Raw genomic sequence first — 21,057 nt, forward strand, 5'->3', positions numbered from 1 at the left:
CCCTATCTGCATCTGCAGGTAGGGGTTTTGTTTTGCGCGCGATTTGTCGGCGCGAGCTGGCTCGCGATGGCGATTTCGACGACGCCATGGCGCGCACTCGGGCGTCGACCGGCTGCCCCTACACGTATGGACGTTATTTCAAAGCAGTCGGATTTGTATTTGCGGTCTGATAATGCGCCGTCAGGTCAAGAGCCGGGAGAGACAGACGGGGGCACGAAGCCTGTATATAAATGAAATCGGTTTTATCGATGACGAGATTGCCGATCACGACCATCTTGGCGTGAAGGGTAATAGTCGCCTGATGATCGTGTTATTCGAGTAGCTGCTCTGTGTTCTGGCTCTCAGACCTGTTCACTGGAGTAAGACGCACAACGCCTCTGAGTCTCAGTGTTGTAGGCTAAAGTCTCAGCCAGCGTCGAATGCCTCTGATGGGGCGTGTCAGCCGCCAGGAGCTGCTGTTGAGTAATCGCTGGGCCACTTGTTCGCTATCTTCGAGCTTTTGGCTGATGATCTTCAGCTGCGAATCACGTTCTGCCAACAAACCTTGAGCCGCTTCCAGCTCCTGATCTTTTTTCTGAGTCACATCGACCAATAAAGCGCGAGCCGCTTCCAGCTGTTCATCTTTTTGCTGAGTCACATCGATCAACAAAGTGCGAGCCGCTTCCAGCTGTACATCTTTTTGCTGGGCCACATCGATCAACAAAGCGCGAGCGGCGTCCAGCTGTACATCTTTTTGCTGGGTCAAATCGACCAACAAAGCGCGAGCCGCTTCCAGCTGTTCATCTTTTTGCTGGGTCACATCGATCAACAAAGCGCGAGCCGCTTCCAGCTGTTCATCTTTTTGCTGAGTCACATCGACTAACAAAGCACGAGCGGCGTCCAGCTGATCATTTTTTTCCTGAAGCACATCCGACAGCTGACTGAGCTGTTGTTTCTTTACCATGGACCGTTCAGTGATCTGATCCAGTTGCTGTTGAGTGACATCGTGTTTGGCTTTGAGCTCGGCTACAAAGTTTTCCCTGTCTGTTGCTTCGGCGACCAGGCTCTGAGTTCTTTGTTCTTGAGCCTGGATCTGAACGACGGCATCAAGCAGTTGCCGAGAGACATCGTTGGATTGCTCTTGCAGGGCTGCGGACTGTCTTGACTGCTCTTGAAGTGCATCTTCAAGCAGTTTGATGCTTGACGCATTCTGAGCGAACTTGAGTTGATCTTCAGCATGGAGAGCATCGTAGCGCTCGAGCTTTTGTATCAGTAATGCGTTTGCCTGCAGTAACTCGGCAATGCGGGCATCGCGCTCGGTCAACGCCTCGACATGTTCGGTAAACTGTTTATTTCGAGTGTCGAGATGTTCCTCAAGCGACCCACTCATCAGTTTGAATCGTTCGGCCTTTTCCGCGAGCTCCTGGATTTGTGCGTCACGTGAGTTTATGGATTGACGATAATCAGTTGCTGCGCGCTGGCTGATCCCCGCGAGTAAGGCTGGGAGCGCGTCAGGTTCGTCGACGGCAAGTACGGTGTAGATTTCCGATACCGGTAATTCTATACGGCCTGTTTCCTGCCAACTTTGAGCATCCAGCGCAACCAGATTTGCGTTCACTATTGCGCTGCTATCGATATTGCGTGAGCGACTCAGGCCGATATACAGAGTGCTGCCCTGGATACAGATACCCCGGGTGTACCCGTCCAGCGTCTTGCTTCTCAACAAGCTCCCGCTGATGTCGTATTCGCGTAGCTCTCTGGTTTCGGAGTTGGCGAGCAACAGGTTGTCACCAAAGGCGATCAAGCTATGAGGTTGTGACAGTCCTTCGATCAGGCGCTCTCCAGTGTGCAAGTCCTGGACGAAGCCGGCTTGAGCCGTTTGACCTTTGTACTGACGGTGGGTTGTGAAATCACCGAAGGCACAAAACACGATGTGCTGATTCCACTGTGTCAGGCAATTGATATGCCGTGCATCGTCTTCACCAGGAAATCGCCAGCTACGAACCTCTGCCGCATTCATGTCCAGCTGCACGATTTCATTGGCTGTTGTGCCCACCGCATAAAGAGCGGGGTCCGCGATCAGTACATCATGGATGTCATGAATCGGCGTTCCCAAGTCTTGTGTGGTGCGGTTGCCCTGGTAAAACACCAAACCCTCTGGTTGCAATCCCCTCAAAAATTTGCCGTCACTCAGGCTGATACCTGTCGTGTTGATGTCATCCAGACGAAACACCTGGCCATGGTGGATAAATAGCAGCCCACCTCCATTGGGCGAGGAAACCAGCAGATTTTCGAACGCATGGGTCATGCTTGTTTTGTTCCTGGGGAAGGGACGCTTGAGGGGGCCGTTTATGACCGAGTCAACTGAAAGTCGATTGTTGCCTCTGTCAACAGGGTCAACAGAGTCATCAAGGGCATTATCGGCAGGTTTCAGGGCTTCTGGATCATTGATTTGAGGTATAGACCGAGTCAATCAGTTTGAGCAGTTGATCAACTGAGTCTTCCAGCGTCGAGATATCGGTGTCGATTCTCAGATCTGGACGCTCAGGGGCTTCATAAGGGGAGGAGATACCGGTGAACTCCGGTAATGTTCCCGCTCTTGCCTTGCTGTACAACCCTTTAGGGTCCCGGGACTCGCAGACGGCCAGTGAGGTACTGACATGCACTTCGCGAAAGCTCTCGGTCCCTATGACTTTGCGTGCCAGGTTGCGGTCATGGTTGAAGGGTGAGATGAACGCAGCGATGACAATTATGCCGGCCGAATTCATCAACTTCGATACTTCTGCAATCCGACGGATGTTTTCGGCACGATCCTCAGGGCTGAATCCCAGGTTGTTATTGAGTCCATGGCGGACGTTGTCGCCATCGAGCACAAAAGACAGCTGTCCCCTGTCCATCAGGCTCCGCTCAAGGGCGAAAGCAAGGGTGGACTTTCCTGAAGCACTTAGTCCCGTGAGCCAGATCGTAATCGGCTTCTGCGTCAGCAACTGCCGACGGTCCTCGGGTGTGACCTGACTGCCATGCCAAACCAGGAGGGGGGGGTGTTTGTCTGCCATGAAATAGCTAAATCCAGTGTGAGTGCTGAAGGAAACGTTTATTGGCCAAGTGATGCTGAGCGCGCGTACTCATATGGCATTCCGTTGCGTACTTGAGCCCGGCACAGTAAGCACCGCGTGTGCTTGTGTCTGTAGTCGGGTTGCCGCAAAGCGGGTCGACCAAAGATTATCCTGGCGAAACTGGCGAATGCTCAAGTGATTGCTCTGGAAGTTGAGAGCTTCCAGGCTGATGTTGTGTAAATCGGACTGGTCATCGACTAGCCACACTTCAGGCTCCTTGCCTCGTTGCGTCATTTCACCGAAATGGGTGGATATGACCGGAAGGCCGAGGGAGCGGTATTCATAGTATTTGATCGGGTCGACTGAAGCGGTCAGGCGGTTGAGTTTGAATGGAATCAATCCCACCGAAAAAGCGGCCATGGCCGCTATGGCATCGGTATATGAGCACTCGGGCAATAACTCGATATTGGTGGGCAGGGTGCACGGCGCAGGGGTGAATACGGGGCCGATCAACTGGACCCGGTTTTCAGGATTGGCTCGCGCCAGTGCGATGACCAGATCCCAATCGAACCAATGGCCAATGGTACCGACATAACCCAGTATTCGCTGCTTGGTGCCCAGATCGAGGCTTTCGACGGGCGCAATTTCTTGCATATCACAAGCATTAAGGGCCAGTTCGACCTTGTCAGTTTTGCCCAGGAGTTTGTCGCGAATGGCGGTGGAAGACGCCAGTACTTTAGACACCCGGCTAATGAGTCGATGCTGGCGTCCCTCCATGGCGCGTCGTGAAAGCCCTTGATAGAAGGCCGGAAAATCGTCCATGGCGTCATAGACGGCATAGCTGTCTGGCATGCGCGCCAAGAGTTGCAGGGCGAGCTCGGATGGTTTGCCGACACAAATCATGCACGGCCGACCAGCCGAAAACGCTGCGGTCTTCTTGAAGATATCGCGCCAGAGCAGCCTCTGCATGATGCTCGAGCCCGGAATGGGCTCGATCGGCAACGCCAGGGGTTTACATATCTGCAGCCAGTATGGAACCGCAACGCTTTGCTGGTCGGCAACAGGCGGCTTGGACCTGAAGTCGTGCAGCGACGGCAGGCGTGTCGGATAGGGGTCCACCCACAGCACCGGCTCTCCTGTCTGACTGTTCAGCCAGTTGACGAAGTGATGCGGGCGCTGGCTGTAGCTGGCCCACGGAACTGGCGAGAGGTAGATCATTCGCATTATTGGAAATGCTGCCTTAACACGCTGACTATGCGTTCTGCCGCCTTGCCATCGCCATAAGGGGAAACTCCACGAGCCATGGCCTTGTAAGCCTCAGGATCGTCGAGCAAGCGCTGCGCCTGTTCGACGATGGTGTCGCGATTGGCGCCTACAAGCTTGACCACGCCAAGGTCTACGGCTTCCGGCCGTTCGGTTTCTTCGCGCAGTACCAAAACCGGTTTGCCGAGCGCTGGTGCTTCTTCCTGCACACCACCGGAGTCGCTGATGATCATATAAGAGCGTTTCATCGCTGCTATGAACGGTGCGTAGTCAAGCGGAGTGCAAAGAACGATATTGGGTGTACGGCCAAGTATCTGGTAGGCAACATCCTTGACGTTTGGGTTGGGGTGCACAGGGTAAAGAATCTGGATATCCGGATTTTGCTCAGCCAGCGTTTTCAGTGCCTGGCAGATATTCTGGAACGGCTCGCCGAAATTTTCTCGACGATGGGACGTCACCAGAACCAGACGTTTACTCGAATCCAGTTCGATATCGAGCGGCAGTGTCCGTGCAGCAGTCATCAGCAAAGCATCGATGACGGTATTGCCCGTCATGGTGATATCCGCTGGGGCTACGCCTTCACGCAGTAGATTGTCCATGGAACCCTGAGTCGGCGCGAAATGCCAACGGGCCAGTTTACCGGCGATCACGCGGTTGGCTTCTTCGGGGAATGGGTTGTGCATGTCGCCGGTGCGCAGGCCAGCTTCGATATGACCGAAGGGAATCCGCAAATAGAAACAGGCCAATGCCGCGCTCATCACTGTTGTCGTATCACCTTGAGCCAGCACTACATCCGGTTTCTCGGACTGCAGGACGACATCCAGATCCAGTAGCAACCGTGCGGTCAGCGTCGTCAACGACTGATTGGGACGCATGATGTCCAGATCTATATCGGGAGTAATACCGAAGAATTCGAGCACCTGATCAAGCATGCCGCGATGCTGGGCCGTGGCCAGCACCCGGCAATTGATATTTCCTTCGGCCTGAAGGGCCTTGATCACGGGAGCCATCTTGATGGCTTCAGGGCGAGTACCGATGATGCAGAGTACCTTGTGGGTCATTCCTTTCTACTTCCTATACCTGTGTTGCAAGTGAGCGCCCTATCCGGTCCGCATTGGCCATGATCGTTAGTGTGTGCGACTTTTCTGTAAGGCTTGGCAGGCAAGCCCCATCGACGATGTGTACGCCGGGGAGTCCTGCCACTTCTCCAAAAATATCTGTCTGTCCAAGTCTGGGGGTCGGGTGCATGGGCAGGGTTCCTGCATAGTGGATATCTGCCCCCGGCTTGCCGACGGTGAAACTCATAGGCATCAATACCGCGCCCATTTTCCAGTAGCTTTTACGCAGCAGTACCTCGGCGCTTTTCATGATCGCGTTCGTCTCGGGTTGCAGACCGCCATTGATTCGCAGCGAACCATCAGCGCCCAATACGGCGGTGTTTTTGGACATGTGGCCTGGAAGGAAGATATTTCCGACCAGGCAAGAACTGAGGAGGTTTTTCAGCAGTTCGACACTGTAGCGCTTGCTCATGGGAACACGGCTGACGAACTCGGACATCGGCAAGCCCGTAGTGCTGAAAGTCGAACCGAAAGCTGTAGTGCCTGAAGCAATATCAAGTGAGAACGACAACTGGCCCAGGCCAAATGTCGAAACTCTTGGGGTCCCTAACATTCTTGGCAGCCACAGCAGGAAGGCCGCTGTCGGCGACGACAGCAGCGGTAGCGGTAGCGTGTAGTCAAGGTGTTTGAGGGCTAGTCTGGTCGACGCCAGAGTGCCTGCAGCCAGTAGAAGTCGCTGGCCGGAAAAACGCCTGGATGAACGTTGATCAGTGATCGTCCATGAGCCGTCCTGCTTAAGGAGATCGTCCACCAAAAAATCCTGGACGTGCTGGAATCCTGGGTACTGCTTGAGCTTCGGAAGTTCCAGGGAGGCGGAGTACAGCGCCTGATTCTGACAACCCCACAGACAGTTTCCAGAAAGATCACAGGCTTTTCGTTCTTCCAGATTTTGACTCAAGGCTGCCACCCGCGAGCGGCCAAGGCGAAAACCCAGGTCGGGGAACGCCTGTCTGCGCCGGGTATAGTTATCGAGCAACCGTAGGTGCAGTTTATCCAGAGGCAATGGTGGCTGTGACCACTCATCAAGACCAAAATAGCCTGAGAGGTCGTCATCGACCTGGCCACTGATGCCCATACGCCGGGAGACTGTCTCGTAGGACTTCTCCAGCTCTGCGTAATCGATGGAAAGTCCAGGAAAGTCACTGGCGCGAAGGCGTGCGACACCGCAGCCCCATGCATTCGACAAGCCGCCGGTTGCCAGTGATCCTATGCCGATGAAGTTGTTCACCTCTATGTGATTGGCTGCACTGAACCCCTGAAAGACATGGGCATGGGTCGGGGTTTTCAGTTTGGGGGACACGGCATCCAGCTGGGTCAAGGCATGGAAGTTCTCGCCTATCATCCATTTCCACTGATGCTTGTCGTTCGACCGGCTGGCGAGGTACGGGGCGGTCGGCACGGCGGATGAGCCAGACGCGGCTTGGGCATCCACCATGAGCACTTTCAATCCGGCTTTAACGAGCGGATAGGCGGCAGACGTACCCGCCGGGCCGCTACCTACAATAATTACATCGAACTCAGGCTTCACGCTTGATTTCACTTTCAAGAAATAGATGACGAGCAAAGGGTTGGCACAGCAGGGCGAATATCCGCCACGTAAGCTCTTTAGCCGCGGTCAGGCCGAGCGATATCAGGGTCGTGAAGAAGTTGCCTTGTTGCAGGGGGCCTAGAAATACGCTTGCGCCCTGAGGGCTGGCCTCGGCGATGCTGACTGCAACCTGCAGCCGCCAGGATAATTCCCGACCATAAGGCTGGTTCAGGAAGTTGTGATTATCGAGTAGGGCCAGGAGAGCCGGCCATCGCACCATCAAGCGTGAGCTGATTACCTTTTGGGTTCTGCCTGTGCGCTCAAGGGCGTTTGCATAACGACGAACCAAGCTCTGTTCCGGAGGGCTTTTGAGTAAGTAACTCAAGAGCACAATCCCCTCCTGGAGTAATTGCCTGCGATGACCACGACCTGAACGATGCATGCCACTAGCAAGCGGTCGAAGCTCAATGCCCAGTCGTCGCATGGATATCTCGGTGTCCATGTGCGGGAGGTTGATGAGTGAAAAAATGCGGTCAAGGCCAAGTTTCACGCACAGGGATTGCCCTAATAACAACCCGAGCAGTTTGATGGGCGCTACCGGGAAGGGTACTGGAAGACGAACTGCATTTATGCGGTTGTCGGCGATCGACATGAGAAAGCGACCAAAGGAAACCGGTTGCACAGAGCCCAGGTTAAAAGTCTCTGCCCGAATATCTTCCCGCTCGACGATGGTCAGGATCGAGGCCGCAAGGTCATCGACATGCACGGGTTGCACCTGGGGCGCGGGTAGAAGTATCGGAATGACCGGAAAACGACGAACCAGCCTTGATAACATTCCAAAGAGCCCGTTCTCTGGACCGCCATACACTTGTCCCGGTCTGATCACGATCCCGCCAGCGGCTAGCACTTCTTGCTCGATGCGCCACTTTGTTCGGCCATAAGCGCTAGGGGCCTCGCATGCGGCAGTCTGGCTGGATATGAAGATAAACCTGGCCGCGACTTGTGTGGCGCAGCGGATCATCGCTTGTGCCGCCTGTACTTCGTCTTCCGAGGAAATCTGAGCACTTTTCGATGTGTCCGCGGCCAGGTGGACAAAGGCCTGGGTCCCCGCCGGGCATTCAGGTGCTTGTCCATGCAGGTCGTAAGGCAGCCACGTATAAGCCGGGGGGCAGGGCTTTCGTGTAGCGGAGATGATTTCGTACCCTTTATCTATCGCCAGGGATGCCAGCCGCTGACCGATATAACCTGTCGTTCCGGTAATGAGAAGTTTCATGCTCATAAGCTTTCAGGGCCATTGGACGGGGCAGGCCTGGTCGTATCGGGATGAAATACGAACAGTTTGCTTATCCAGTAGGTCAAGAGTACGCAGGCTACGTCCGAGATAAACTTGACAGGTGTGGGGCTATTGACGAAATACAGGCCTGCGGCAAACAAGGCTGATGAAAATGGTAGGTTGATGGCGAGTAAGGAGAAGTAGCGAAGTGCTTGCGCCTTGCTGCTGCCGCTGGTCGATTTGAACGTAAAGTGTCGATGTAAAAAGAACGCAAAGACTCCCGCGATGAGCTTGCTGGCAATATTGGCCAGAATCGGCTCATCCTTGAATAATAAAATCAATAAGAGAAAACATCCCATATCCAAGGCATAAGCCAAGAGCTGGATGACACCGTACTTGATAAACGTCAAGATTTTTTCCTGATAACGACGATGTGGTGGAGTGCGAGAGTACGCCTTAAAGGGTAAAGCAGTTTTTCGACGACTTTTATCAAGGGAATCAATGGGTCAGGTAGCAGTTGGCGAAAGTTTAGCCCGCCAGAGATCAGGTACCTCGGGTAGTTACCGCATATTTCCTGGTGAACGATCTCGAGGGTAGGGTGTTTGAGTTCGAACGCCTTTCTGTCTCGTACGAAGACTATATAACTGAGGGCCTGATTGGCGCCGTTCATAGGGCCGGTCGCAGGTGTTTCCCACGACTCAAAGTTCATGTCGAACCCTTCGGATTTGAATAGGCGCTTATAGATAAAGGCTGAAAAAGGACCATAAAAAGGTTCGATCAGGATTGCGCCGCCACCCGGTTTTAATGTCCTGTCGATTTCCGCGAAAAAACGGTCGGGATGAGGGAAGTGGTGAAAACAGTTTTGCCCGTAAAATGCTTTGACCGACTGATCATCCAGGTTCATCGACTCGGCATTCAGCTCCAGGTCCAGGTGTTTGGCGAATACAATATCCGAGGCCAATACTTCAGGGTAAGAGTCGCGCATGGGGGCAATGCCGGCGCCAAGCTCTACTTCAAGGCCCTCGACCTTGAAGTAACGGTCTGCCAGACGATTAAATAAATGATGGAACTCAATGAATACTTCACGCAGCATTCGCTTACGCTGAAGAACCTTTTCATGAAGTTCAAGGCGTTCGGCGCCATCGACGTCTAGTGTCTTGAGCGAAGGGTCCGACAAAAAGTCTCTCAGCGCTTTCATTTGGTGTCTTCCCGCATCAGGTTTACGTTACGGCGTTTGGCATGCCTCGGCCTGCTTGGAACGGAGGCGATGTCATAGCCAAGGAATGCCATAATCAACTGCAATCCCATGAGTATGGGAAGCGCACCGAGCATGACCGTGCCAGCGGGCGTCGGGATGCCATTGTTAGCGGATTCAGACCAGTGAAAGCTGCCGAAGATCAGACCGAAACAGAGCATCAAAACTCCAACCGGTAACTCGATCGATGCGAGAGACATGTCCCGCAGGTAGTAATTGTAGAAAATTCTCTTGGCAAAATTTCTGCTGTGTTTGAACAAAAATTCGCCGATGATTTTCGAGATTTTAAGATTACTGACTTCTTCGCCATACTTGGCTTCCATTGGTACATCAACAACAACGGCGCGCAAGGTATTCAAGCGGAATAGAATGTCAGTCTCGAAAAAATAGCGTTCACTGATTTTATCGAGAGGCAATAGTTTTGCCACGTCACGATGAATCGCGGTATAGCCATTGGTGGGGTCGAACAGATCCCAGTAGCCTGTTGATAGTTTGGCCATCAGCGACAATACGGCGTTGCCGAAGAGGCGAACGCGCGGCATTGATTGAACTTCCTCCAGATCAAAAAAGCGGTTGCCTTTGGTGTAGTCAGCTTCCCCTGCCAGGATGGGCTCAATGAAGAGCGGGATCAGAGCCGGATTCATCTGGCCGTCCCCATCCACTTTGACAATGATGCTCGCGCCGTCGGCAATGGCTGCTCGGTAGCCGGTCATCACCGCTCCGCCTACGCCTTTGTTCAAGTCATGGGGTAGCACCCTGACCCTGGGGTCGGAACAAGAGGTTATTACATGTCCACCGGAACCATCCGGGCAGGCGTCATCCACGACATAGATACGCCATACTTCGGGGCCTATCGCTTCAATCACACCCGCTATGTGTGCGGTTACTCTATAGCTTGGGATCACTACCGCGACACGCTGTTCTTCAGTGGAAAGCTCTATTTTTAAGTTCATCGATATCGCTGACTATTGTCTGAATGAGAGTGACTTGAACTCCAATGGAGTTTCAGTATGGCCTGAAGCATAAATGACAGCGGAATGAGCATTTGGCGGTGCAACTACCGTCATCTCATGAGTTGTCCATTCTGTTTTGCAGTCAAACGTCTCAATACTGGCCCTTATGAAGGAGCCTTTGGCATCCATCCAGTTGACTTGAATTCGCCCTGGTGCCGGTGCGGTAGAGCAGCGCGCGAGCACGCTGTTTTTAAAGCTTTGTCCTGGCGTCACTTCGACGGCCTGAATTGCGGGTGTACTCACACTAACCGTAAGAATTTTCCGGGCGCCGTCATAGTTCGATGGAGAAGTCAGCGTCCAGCCATCGAGGTTGGAAAGCTCCGTATTCAACAAGCGTTCCTGGCTGTAGCGATAGGCATCATTGAATTTCCGTAGTTCGATTCCAGTCAATGTTGCGACCGGGGAGGACACTTTGAGTAGTCGGTTAAGTTGAACCTCAGGGAGTTGCGAGGAATCGATGATCAGCCAATCGACCTGGCGACTCAGCAATAACTGCGCGAGTTGGGATTCAGTGGTGGCGGCATCGAACTCGGCCTTCCATTTTACGTTATACCAGGATGCGTAAAGGGCATCGCTGTTCAATCCCGCCGTCAATGGGGACGCAAAGACTGCAACGCGACGGTGTTCTGTATTGAGTGCATTGACGATGTCGACTATTTTCCGTATCGGCAAGCGTTCAGACAGATAGGCATCACGACCTGTGGCACTGAGCAAGGCGGACGGCACTAGCTGACCATAATAGGTGGCCGCTTGGAGGAACCACATATTTGATGTGATCAACAGGATCCCGGCAATAATTCCTGCTGTCTTGGGAAATATTTTGGTGTCGGAGAAGGGCAGGACAAGTACGACTGACAGTAGTGCGAAAGAAGGGAATATATAACGTAGATACGCAGTGGACTGAAACGTCATGATCAATGCTCCTGCGCCGATAAGCAGGATACGTAAAGCGTTTCTGTTGCCACTCAGGACGAGAGCGACTGCGGCGGTGGGGAGCAGTAGCCATTGGAAGCCTGCCGCGCCGATTTTGCCTTCAATGTATCGATTTGAATTGAAGACCATTCGATAGAGCGTATCCCATGAAACCCCGGTGCCAAAGGTCGCCGAGGGATCGAAGTTCTGACTTGGCCAGAATGGAGATTGGAAGATGGCATTGAAAAACGGGAAGACGGGGTTGCCAGTCAAGTACCACGCGGAGACATAAGGGATAGCACCCGCCAGTATCAAACAAACACTGCCCAGGAGGATGGTCCGGATGACTCCCGGTATGGCCCAGGCTTTGTATTGCGATAAGAGAATAACTAGAAGGACAGGAAGAACGCTCAGCGTCACGGCCTTGGCCGCCAGCGAAAAGCCCAGCATGACACCTGCCAGGAGAAGGTGCGACAGTCGCTCCCTGGCGTCAGGGGTCGAACTTGAAACTTTCAGTATTGCTAGTGTTCCGGCCATGACAAAAGCGGTCCACACACCCTCGATGTGCAGGCTGCTGTTTTCGGCAAAGGCTAGTGGTGTCGACAGGAAGATAAGCATCGCCCAGCGGGAACTGGTCGCGGTACCTCCTGCCCAGATCACCATTTCCCTGACTTGCCACGCAACGAGCAAGATGAATGCGGAGTTGATCAGGCGCGACGCAGTCTCGTCGGCCAGCATGTAAACAATGCTATAGATCCAGTCAGCGAGCATGGGCATTACGGCCCATACATAGTTTTGTGCATCGAACCCCCATTTATGCTGCTGGGCCATGTGGGAGGGGACGAATAGGTGCATGGCCAAAGCGTCATGTCCGATCTCTGGCATGAACGCGATCAATACGTACAAACACGCGAAACTGGAGATCAAAATATCGAGCGTCGTACAGGTAACCCTTCCTGAAGAACAGGCGGTTCGTATTCGAATAAGCAGCTCATGATAAATCGATGCGGTGTGTTTGCTACCCAACAAAAGCGCAAGCAAAAGCATTGCAGAATAAAGCCAGGAGTAGTTGATCGTGTAATACGCTGCCAGGCCTGTGAATGTGCCGAACGCGCCGGCTCCGATCAGGAGGTGGGTTGGCCAACTGGCGGAGATCCTGTGGCCCAGGATACATCTGCCGAGCACTGTGGAGGAAAGACCGAACACTGCCACGACAATGATCGGCCACGCGTGTCCACAGGCAATTGAGACACAGGCTATCAACCCGGCACCGAGGACGATCGGTGAGCGGCGGGTAAAGAAAGTCAGGGCGGCCAAGCATAAAGCCGACAATACTATCGCCAGGATGTTCTTGTCCCAGTGGGGAATTTCGAAAGTCGAAAATCCGTACACACTGACCACAGTAGTTGCCAATAAAACGGCCAGTATCACTGCGTATTTTATGCTGTCTCTGTGCAAAATATCGTCTCTGGTGTTCAGCCGTTAATGGTGTACAAATCGCTTGAACAGTTTTTCAAGCGTCTCGATACGTGTGCGGGGTCCAGGCCCCCCACTTGCTCTCATATATCGCTTTGTTCTTTTCGAAGAGCGCTTGTTTTTTCTCTGCTCCCAATTTATTGAACGAGGCAGACAAATGGTGGTGAACAAAAACATCCTCGGCGCAGACTGCACGCATACCGATGTGCTGCACACGGCGGCAGTAATCGTCATCCTCGAAAAAGCCCAGTCCGTACTCTTCGCAAAGGCCACCGATCTTTTCGTAGGTCGAACGTGGGAACATGACGCAGAAAAATGCCAATGTATTGATTTCGAACCACTTGCCCATCCGTGCGCGTGTGATTTCGGCAGACTCGATGTGCATGTCTGTTATCTGGGTGTAGCGGGTACTGATTCGTGCTTCATTGCCGATATTGTTGGTGATCGGGCCAACGATTCCGATGTCCTGGTTGTCCAGGAGGTGGCGCATCAAACCCTTGGCCCAGCCAGCGGTGACAACGGTATCGTTGTTCAGGATAACCAGATAATCACCACTGGCCGCTGCAAGACCTAGATTGTTGCCTGCGGCGAAACCCTTGTTGTCGTGATTGAGGATGATGATTCGGTTCGAATGCCCCTCGGCCCAGGCTTTCAGGAACGCTGGGGTATCGTCGCTGGAGTTGTTATCGACGACGATAATCTCAAGGTTGGCATAGTTACTATGAGTCACCAGGCTGTCCAGACAGTTTTTGGTCAACTCCAGATTGTTGTAGGTCAACACCACGACGCTGATTTTGGGCATTGGCAGTGTATCGATCGATTGACGCAGGCTTACGGCTCGATGCTGCCAGGTCTGACCCTCTGCAAATAATTGACGTGCCTGAAGCGCGGACTCTGGCTCCGGAAGGCTTTTCAGGACCTCATCTATTGCCGTGACAAAATCAGCAGGGTTTTCAGCTGTCTTGACCAGTTTTCCGAATTGGCTGAGCTCCGGCAGTTTCACCGAAACCACGGGTTTGCCTGCACTCAAGTACTCGTAGACCTTCACCGGGTTGGTGGCCAGTGTCAGAGGAATGACTTTGAACGGAAGCAGGCAGACGTCCATGGCATGGAGATAGTGCGGGAGGGAGGAGTAGGGGACTTCTCCTTCCATGAGGATATTCGGGTAGGCCTTGAGGTATTTCCTGGCGTTTACCGTATCGTTGCCAATCAGCAATATCAGGTGCTGTGGGAAGGATTGGGCGATTTGCTTGAGCAGGTCCAGATCGAACCACTCGGCAATGGCTCCGTAGTAACCGATGATCTTTCTATTCTCGGAATCCTGGTAGATGTTTTCTGGTCGCTGGCTGAAGAAACTGTATTCACCGGCATTGCGGATTACCGCCACATTGCGGTTTTCACGCTTGCCGTGCTGCTCGATCCAGTCGGACGTTGCCACCAGCAGATCCGCTCTGCGCATCAAGGCTATTTCGAGATCAAGCAGTTCCTGAGCGACGTTGCCAAAGCCTTCATGATGATCCATGCAGTCATAGATCAATGTGGAGTTGGGAATGCGCCTTGCGAGTGGGAACCAGTAGGCATGCTGGACAATACAGTGCACGGCATCGACATTCGCCCACTGCATGAGCAGCGCCAGGCTTTGGCATAGTTGCGAGATCGCTGCGGTTGAGGGTGGCGCATAATAGATAGGTGGTGCACCGCTGACTTTCAGGCGGACTTGGAACAGTCCGCTCGCCTCATCCAGATTTTCTACTTCGAAGCCCGGGGCATCGTCATCAAGAAAGTTATTTGAGATGTAAAACGTCGTCTGACCTGCTTTCGCCAGCTCTTTGGCCAGGTTTTGCGGGCGTTGAATACGGAAGTGCCAGTCAATGACGCCGAACATCAGCACTACAGGCTGTGCAGCTGAAGACTGTACATTTACTTTTGTTTGAGGCGGTACGCTCGGCAGCGTCGTGATTTTTGACGACGAAGATGACTCGGCGGATGTTGCTGTACTGGTTTTCAACCAGCGTCGAATACTACGTGCCAGTTTGCTCTTTTGAGCGGGTGTGAGCGGCAGGAGTGCGTAAATTCTGCGCGACCATTTAAAAAGCTGTTTGCGTATGAAGTAACGCAGCGGCGTGCGCTCGATGGTGCTGCCCCAGTCCGAGAGCTTGACCAATTCCGCCTGTTTTAAGGCCAGCTTTGTGCGTAAGTCGACTGCCCAATCGGAAATGGCCACGGCTTCGCTGGTTTTCGCCTGGAGCAATTGTTCGGCATTTTTGAGCTGCTGCTCAGTCGTCTGCAGTTGAGCCTCGATTTGTGCGTGCTGTTCTAGCAGCAATTCGAGTTCGCGGCCTTGAAGTGAAAGACGATTGCGAAGCTCTTGTTCATCTGCGCGTAGCTCGCAGAGCAGTCGATCTCTGCTCTCGATCTCTTTGACTAAATGCAGGCCTTCGGCCGATTTGCTTTCTGCTGAAAGAGCCAGTTTTTCGATGCGATCAACAAGGCGGTCGATCTGTTCCATGCGGTCTTCTGTCCCTTTGGCTGTTGCGGTCGGCTTGGAGTTGATAGGTGCTATGGTCACGGGGGCGCGCTTTGAAAATTAAGTTTTGGTGGGCAAGGGTTTTACTTTGCGGAGTCGCTGGACATTGCCGGCGCAAGTTCATAGCCAAACTCTTGCAGCGCCTCCCGGGCTCTTTCTGCCCAAGGGTGGCAGGATGCATCGCCGAGACTTTTCCAGTTGTAACAACGGCCGTTCATTGGTGGCTGGCCAAGGTTCTGATGATGTGGCAGGTGTCGCAGGTCTTTACCGAAACTCTTCCAGTCGAGCATCCGAGAGTCGAATGTCACCTGGAGGAAGTTGCACATTTGCTGGAGCATTGTTGCGGGGTCTTCGATGAAGTCCTCGTAACGGAGAAAAAAGTAATTCTCAGGATTTTGTGAGGCAAAGCGTTGCAAGTTGAGGTTGGTCGTGTTCCAGATTCCGGGGAACGTCATCTCAATGTTTTGCGGTGCCCAGGATGTATTTTGCAGAGACAACACGACGTCACGCACATCACGGACGATATGAATCAGTTTGATATTCGATTTGAATAATTGGGTATTACGCAAGATTCCAAGCGAGCCCAGATCATTGGGTGATTTATCGCCAGCGATAATGGCTCCGGTCTTCTGAGCGATTGACGCATACAGGCTTTCGAGTATCGCAGGCACCTTGTAGTCGGCGTTGTAAATACATGCCTTGACCTCGCTGGGGCTCAGGTGGCAGCCAATGCTGGCAGCGAAGTCCTTGGTCGAAACAATCATTTCTGCAACCAGCTCGCGACCGATATGGGCGTTAGGTATACGGTCGATCAAGAACGCGAGTGGAACAATGAAGTCGGTTTCGTGTGGAATAACGATTGCCGGATTCTGGTTGAGCGATTCTTTGAGGAATGTCGTGCCCGAGCGTGGGCTGCCAAATATTATGAACATTGCGATGCCCGCTGGACGCTGAATTGGGTATCGAAACAGGTCATTGTGCTGATTTTCTTGTGGCAACTTACGCTGAAGATAATTGAATTGATTATTCGGTCCGCCAGCGTTAGCTGAGACCCACCGTCCTGCTCATAGGAAGCGCCGACGCTTATGGAGTAGTGCCCCGGGTGCAGGAGGGGAATGTGGATGCGCGCTTCGATGGTCATGCGCTCGCCAGAAGAGGTGAATCGCTCTGCCGTCATGCACTCCAGTCGGGTGTTGGTTGCAGCTATTTCTTCGCCTCTGAAGTTTCTGACGATATAGCCGAATATCAGCGAGTTATCCGGGGTCAGGCTGGCATTGGCCACGGTGAATCGAAGGATGACATCTGAGCCGCCTTGCACCTCGTCGGTCGGCGTTCGGTCTTTATCGTAAAGGCGTGCACCGATTATCTGACAGCGTTGGTCTCCCAGACGCCTGTCAATGTTGGCGATATGTTCTTCGTCGCCGTTAGAGGACGAGAAGAGGGCAGGGGCGAGCTCCGTTTCTGGAGTGGCAACGGGCATTTGAAAGAGCCAGGCCAGGTAACTGTCGACGACCTCGTTGGACGCGCCGATGCTTCGAATCCGGCCTTGATCCAGCCATATTGCCCGGTCGCAGAATCGTTTGACCAGCATGCTGTCGTGGGTCACCAGCAGGATGGAGGTGCCACGTTCCTGGAGTTGGTGCAGGCGGTCCATGCAGCGATGAACGAAAAAAGCGTCGCCGACCGCCAAGGCTTCGTCAACAATCAGGATTTCTGGATCAATATTGGCCTGGATTGCAAACGCCAGGCGAACATACATCCCGCTGGAGTAGCTCTTGACGGGCTGGTCAATGTATTCGCCAATTTCGGCGAAAGCCTCGATAGCCGCGTAGCGCTGGTCGATTTCGGCGGAGGTAAGGCCAAGTAATGCGCCATTAAGATATATATTTTCACGGCCCGTGAACTCAGGGTTGAATCCAGACCCCAGTTCCAGCAGTGCAGCAATACGGCCATGGGTAATAATGCGGCCACTGCTTGGATTAAGCGTGCCGCAGATCATCTGGAGCAAAGTCGACTTACCACTACCGTTACGGCCAATGATGCCAACCGTTTCGCCTTTTCTTATCTCGAAGCTGACATCGTCTAGCACGGGGAAAGCTTTGAAGTACTGCTTGCGCCGTCCCGAGAGCATCTGCAACAGACGGTGTGCGGGCTTTTCATAGACATGATAGAGCTTGCTGAGTTGTTCGACCTGGATAGCAACTTCAGATGACATCGGCAAAGCCTTTTCGTGTTTTCTGGAACCAGGCGAACCCGGCCCAAGCAACCAATAGAGCTACAGCCGTATAACCGGCCAAGCTACCCCAATGTGGAGCCGTACCCCGGAAAAGGGCATTGCGAGCCATTTCTACTGGAAGGGTTAGCGGGTTCATCTGCAGGGCGGCATGATCGTTTTTCGGGAGCGCCGAGAGAGGATGGAAAATTGGCGAGAGGACGAGCATGACCATGGTGATAATGCCGACGAACAGGCCAATGTCACGCAGGTACACGCTTAGTGACGCGAGGAGCCAGGAGACTCCAGGTGTCAGCAGTGCAAGGGGGAGAAGTACTAACGGTAAACGAAATATGGTTACGGGGGGAAACCCGAACAGCACCACGTAGAATGCCAGCCAGGCCAGCAGCATGAAAACGGAGGTGAAGAGCGACCAAAAAATACCCTGCATCGAACCTTTGTAGCGGCCGACTATTTCTCTGTGGATTAAGGGGTGGATAAAGTTTCGATTTACACGAAGGCTGTTGATCATTACTGCGGGAGACATGCTAAACGGCTGCATCAGTTGCTCAATCCTTGACGTCATTCGGGTACATATCCTTGAGCGAGATCCTCATGGAATGGCAGATCAAATATAATTTTCCTGACGTTTTTTAACGTCTAAAGGGAGAGTCAGCATGTTCTGCGCTCGCACCAAAATGATATCACCGTCTTGGCAGGCTGGGAATGCGAGTCTTGAATCGTGGGGTTGGCGGGGTTTAGGTAGTGCAGGTGTCGCGTAAGCGGCATTGATCCGCACCCATTGAGTCGAGTCGCACCACTGCACCAGGTAAATAGGCGATTACTTGCTCGGTACCTATAAGGGAACGCGGCAAGTGGCCGATAACCCGATGGGCAGTTCTCCTCGTTAGCTGCCCCAGTGCCAGGGAAACCCGTAGATCTAGCCCAAAGCGTGCGGGAGGCAAGCGTAATTGAAGGTTTGTGTAAAATTGCTTGATAGCCCATGGCTACTAGCTATCATCTGCGCGCCGAAATGGGCAGCGAAGATGAGCTCGTCCTTGCATTTTCCTTTGGGTTCATCTTCTTATTTGCCTGGAATCTTCGATGCTGGCGTACCAACAAAAAAGTTTTTTGATCGTCGATGATTTCTCTGATTTCCGCACTTCAGTCAGGTCGATGTTGCGCGAGCTGGGTGTGAAGGACGTAGATACGGCCGACACGGGTGAGCAGGCGCTGCGCATGTGCGCGCAGAAGCGCTACGACTTCGTCCTGCAGGATTACCATCTTGGGGACGGCAGGAAGAACGGTCAGCAGGTGCTCGAAGACCTGATGGTCGACAAGCTGATCAGCCATGAAAGCGTGTTCGTCATGGTCACTGCCGAGACCAGTCAGGCCATGGTGCTCAGTGCCCTTGAGCATGAGCCGGACGCTTATCTGACCAAACCCTTCAATCGCGCAGGTTTGGCTCAGCGGCTGGAGAAGCTGGTGCAGCGCAAGACGTTGCTCAAGCCAATCCTGCAAGCCCTCGATCGGGGCAAGCCCGCCGAAGTCCTGGCTGCCTGCGCCGCCCTTTGCAAGCAGGATCCGCGGTTTGCTCCGTTGTGCCTGCGGTTCAGGGCTGATGCCCTGCGCGATCTTAATCAGCATGAGGCGCTGGAGCGCTTTCTCAACACCATTCTGGCAGACCGCCCTTTGCCCTGGGCCTATGCGGGATTGGGTCGGTCGCTGTTCAAGCGAGGGCAGGTCAGCCAGGCACAGACTCTGTACGAAACGGCGCTGAAGGCTTTCCCGATGATGCCGGCGCTCTACGACGGAATGGCTGATGTGCTGGTCGCCCAAGGAGACTCCAGGCGCGCACAGAGTGTGCTGGAGGAAGCCGTTCGCTTGTCGCCACTGGCTGTGCGCCGACAATCGCTGCTCGGCAAACTGGCGTTGGCTAACGAGGATTTTGAAAGTGCGTCGAAAGCCTACCGCCAGGCTGTAGCCCAGGGACAGCAGTCGCGTTTCAAGGACCCGGAGAGCAATCTCGGTCTGGCCCAGGCGTTGATCAGTAAAGGCAGTGAAAGAGGGCTGGATACGCGGACCCGGCTGGAGATCAATCAGACCCTGAGCGAGGTTGCCAAGGAAAACGTCAACGATCCAGGGCTGCAGGTGCGCGCACGGCTGATGAAAGCCACCAGCCTGCTGCTCAACGATGCCGAAACCGCCGAGAAGCTGACCGAGCAGGCGATGACCCGTCTTGAGGGCATGGAGCAATTCATGAGTGCCGACGCGGCGCTGTTGGTTGCCAAACAACTCCAGCAATTGGGGCAGGCGGATGCCGGTGCATCCATGCTGAAAAACTGTGCGGAAATCTATGGTGACGACCCGGCGGTGATGCAGGGTATTGCCAAGTTGACCGACGACCCGGCGATCCTCAATTCCGGCAACGCTGCGGCCGATCTGAACCGCCAGGGTGTGCGCAGTTACAAGGCAGGTACTTTGGCCGAAGCCCGGGAGCTTTTCCGTCGCGCGCTGGTGCTGCAACCGAAAAACATCAGTATCGCCCTGAACATGGCGCAATCGCTGTTGCACGGGGCCGATGCCAGTCTCGACACGGCACTGCTGCAAGAGTGCCGGGCCTGCTTGAAAATGGTTGGCATGATGCCCGAGAGCGACGCGCGCTATCCGCGTTACCAGAAGCTGCGAAGCAAGGCCTTTGGCGAATGAATGACGGTGACAAGGGGCTCGACTTTTCCACGGTGATTGCCTCCACCGTACACGACATGAAGAACTCCCTGGCCATGCTCATGCAGGCCCACGCTCAGTGGCTCGCACGGTTGCCTGACTCCCAGCGGCAAACCGGCGAGCAAGGTGTTATCGAGTACGAGTTCGCTCACCTCAATGGCATGCTGGTGCAGTTGCTGGGCCTGTACAAACTGGGCGTCAACCAGCTGCCGTTGAAGCCTGATTACCATGAGCTCGATGACTTCATCGAAGCGCAGCTGGTATGTCACCAGGACGTACTGAGCAGCCGTGGCATTGTCGCGACCTATGAAGTCGATGACTTCAGCCCCCTCGGTTTCTTTGATCGGGAACTGATCGGCTCGGTGGTGGCCAACATCGTCAACAACGTCATCCGTTACGCCCGCCATGCCCTGTTGATCAGCGTCCGTGAGGAGGCTGGGCAGCTGGTATTGTGCGTCAATGACGATGGGGCCGGTTACCCGCGGCAGATGATCGAGCGTCAGGCCGATTACGTGCAGGGCATCAACCAGAGCAGTGGCAGCACTGGCCTGGGCCTGTACTTCGCCGCGCGTATTGCCGAGCTGCATCAGCGCAACGGCATGCATGGACGTATCGAGATCAGCAATGGCGGCCCCTTGGGGGGCGCACTATTTAGTCTCTATCTTCCTTGAGCGCCTGCGCTGACGACAAAGGGCTGCAATTGTGCACCTGCGTAACC

The 21,057-nt window shown here is 53.8% G+C and carries 16 protein-coding genes; 2 read left to right on the forward strand and 14 right to left on the reverse strand.

Translation table 11 applies throughout. From position 1 onward, the window contains the following. Positions 1–397: 397 nt before the first annotated feature. The 14 genes from AC07UI_RS17240 to AC07UI_RS17305 form a co-directional block, all read right to left on the reverse strand. Positions 398–2,287 (reverse strand): DUF4915 domain-containing protein, encoded by a 1,890-nt coding sequence (locus AC07UI_RS17240; protein ID WP_494993634.1) that lies wholly within the window; start codon positions 2,285–2,287, stop codon positions 398–400. 136 nt (positions 2,288–2,423) lie between these two features. Beyond that, entirely contained in the window at positions 2,424–3,035 is a 612-nt protein-coding gene (gene cysC / locus AC07UI_RS17245) for an adenylyl-sulfate kinase (RefSeq protein WP_494993635.1), read from the reverse strand. A gap of 69 nt (positions 3,036–3,104) precedes the next feature. Continuing rightward, on the reverse strand, positions 3,105–4,253 hold the full coding sequence (locus AC07UI_RS17250; RefSeq protein ID WP_494993636.1) for a glycosyltransferase family protein: 1,149 nt from the start codon (positions 4,251–4,253) through the stop codon (positions 3,105–3,107). 5 nt (positions 4,254–4,258) lie between these two features. Continuing rightward, complete coding sequence (gene wecB, locus AC07UI_RS17255; RefSeq protein WP_494993637.1) at positions 4,259–5,359, reverse strand: non-hydrolyzing UDP-N-acetylglucosamine 2-epimerase; 1,101 nt, start codon at positions 5,357–5,359, stop codon at positions 4,259–4,261. 13 nt (positions 5,360–5,372) lie between these two features. Continuing rightward, the gene (locus AC07UI_RS17260; RefSeq protein ID WP_494993638.1) at positions 5,373–6,980 is read right to left on the reverse strand and encodes an FAD-dependent oxidoreductase; all 1,608 of its coding nucleotides are present in this window, start codon (positions 6,978–6,980) and stop codon (positions 5,373–5,375) included. Next, on the reverse strand, positions 6,934–8,217 hold the full coding sequence (locus AC07UI_RS17265; protein WP_494993639.1) for an NAD-dependent epimerase/dehydratase family protein: 1,284 nt from the start codon (positions 8,215–8,217) through the stop codon (positions 6,934–6,936). Before AC07UI_RS17265 ends, AC07UI_RS17260 begins: the two co-directional genes overlap by 47 nt. Positions 8,218–8,219: 2 nt before the next feature. Beyond that, complete coding sequence (locus tag AC07UI_RS17270; protein WP_494993640.1) at positions 8,220–8,627, reverse strand: GtrA family protein; 408 nt, start codon at positions 8,625–8,627, stop codon at positions 8,220–8,222. Next, the gene (locus AC07UI_RS17275; RefSeq protein ID WP_494993641.1) at positions 8,624–9,415 is read right to left on the reverse strand and encodes a class I SAM-dependent methyltransferase; all 792 of its coding nucleotides are present in this window, start codon (positions 9,413–9,415) and stop codon (positions 8,624–8,626) included. Before AC07UI_RS17275 ends, AC07UI_RS17270 begins: the two co-directional genes overlap by 4 nt. Then, on the reverse strand, positions 9,412–10,425 hold the full coding sequence (locus AC07UI_RS17280) for a glycosyltransferase family 2 protein (protein ID WP_494993642.1): 1,014 nt from the start codon (positions 10,423–10,425) through the stop codon (positions 9,412–9,414). The genes AC07UI_RS17275 and AC07UI_RS17280 overlap by 4 nt, the downstream gene beginning before the upstream one ends. A 12-nt stretch (positions 10,426–10,437) precedes the next feature. Further along, positions 10,438–12,828 (reverse strand): phospholipid carrier-dependent glycosyltransferase, encoded by a 2,391-nt coding sequence (locus tag AC07UI_RS17285; protein WP_494993643.1) that lies wholly within the window; start codon positions 12,826–12,828, stop codon positions 10,438–10,440. An 82-nt stretch (positions 12,829–12,910) separates the two neighbouring features. Next, positions 12,911–15,382, reverse strand: a complete 2,472-nt coding sequence (locus AC07UI_RS17290) for a glycosyltransferase (RefSeq protein WP_494993644.1) — start codon at positions 15,380–15,382, stop codon at positions 12,911–12,913. Between the two features lie 101 nt (positions 15,383–15,483). Next, positions 15,484–16,332 (reverse strand): sulfotransferase family protein, encoded by an 849-nt coding sequence (locus AC07UI_RS17295; protein ID WP_494993645.1) that lies wholly within the window; start codon positions 16,330–16,332, stop codon positions 15,484–15,486. After that, positions 16,323–17,615: an ABC transporter ATP-binding protein gene (locus AC07UI_RS17300; RefSeq protein ID WP_494993646.1), complete on the reverse strand. Its 1,293-nt coding sequence runs from the start codon at positions 17,613–17,615 to the stop codon at positions 16,323–16,325. Before AC07UI_RS17300 ends, AC07UI_RS17295 begins: the two co-directional genes overlap by 10 nt. Further along, positions 17,605–18,174 (reverse strand): ABC transporter permease, encoded by a 570-nt coding sequence (locus AC07UI_RS17305; protein ID WP_494993647.1) that lies wholly within the window; start codon positions 18,172–18,174, stop codon positions 17,605–17,607. Before AC07UI_RS17305 ends, AC07UI_RS17300 begins: the two co-directional genes overlap by 11 nt. A gap of 542 nt (positions 18,175–18,716) precedes the next feature. Between AC07UI_RS17305 and AC07UI_RS17310 the strand changes: the two genes are divergently transcribed. Then, positions 18,717–20,321, forward strand: a complete 1,605-nt coding sequence (locus AC07UI_RS17310; protein WP_494993648.1) for a response regulator — start codon at positions 18,717–18,719, stop codon at positions 20,319–20,321. Beyond that, positions 20,318–21,010, forward strand: a complete 693-nt coding sequence (locus AC07UI_RS17315; protein WP_494993649.1) for a sensor histidine kinase — start codon at positions 20,318–20,320, stop codon at positions 21,008–21,010. The genes AC07UI_RS17310 and AC07UI_RS17315 overlap by 4 nt, the downstream gene beginning before the upstream one ends. Positions 21,011–21,057 lie beyond the last annotated feature (47 nt).

Source organism: Pseudomonas sp. GW821-FHT04C07, assembly GCF_059420325.1.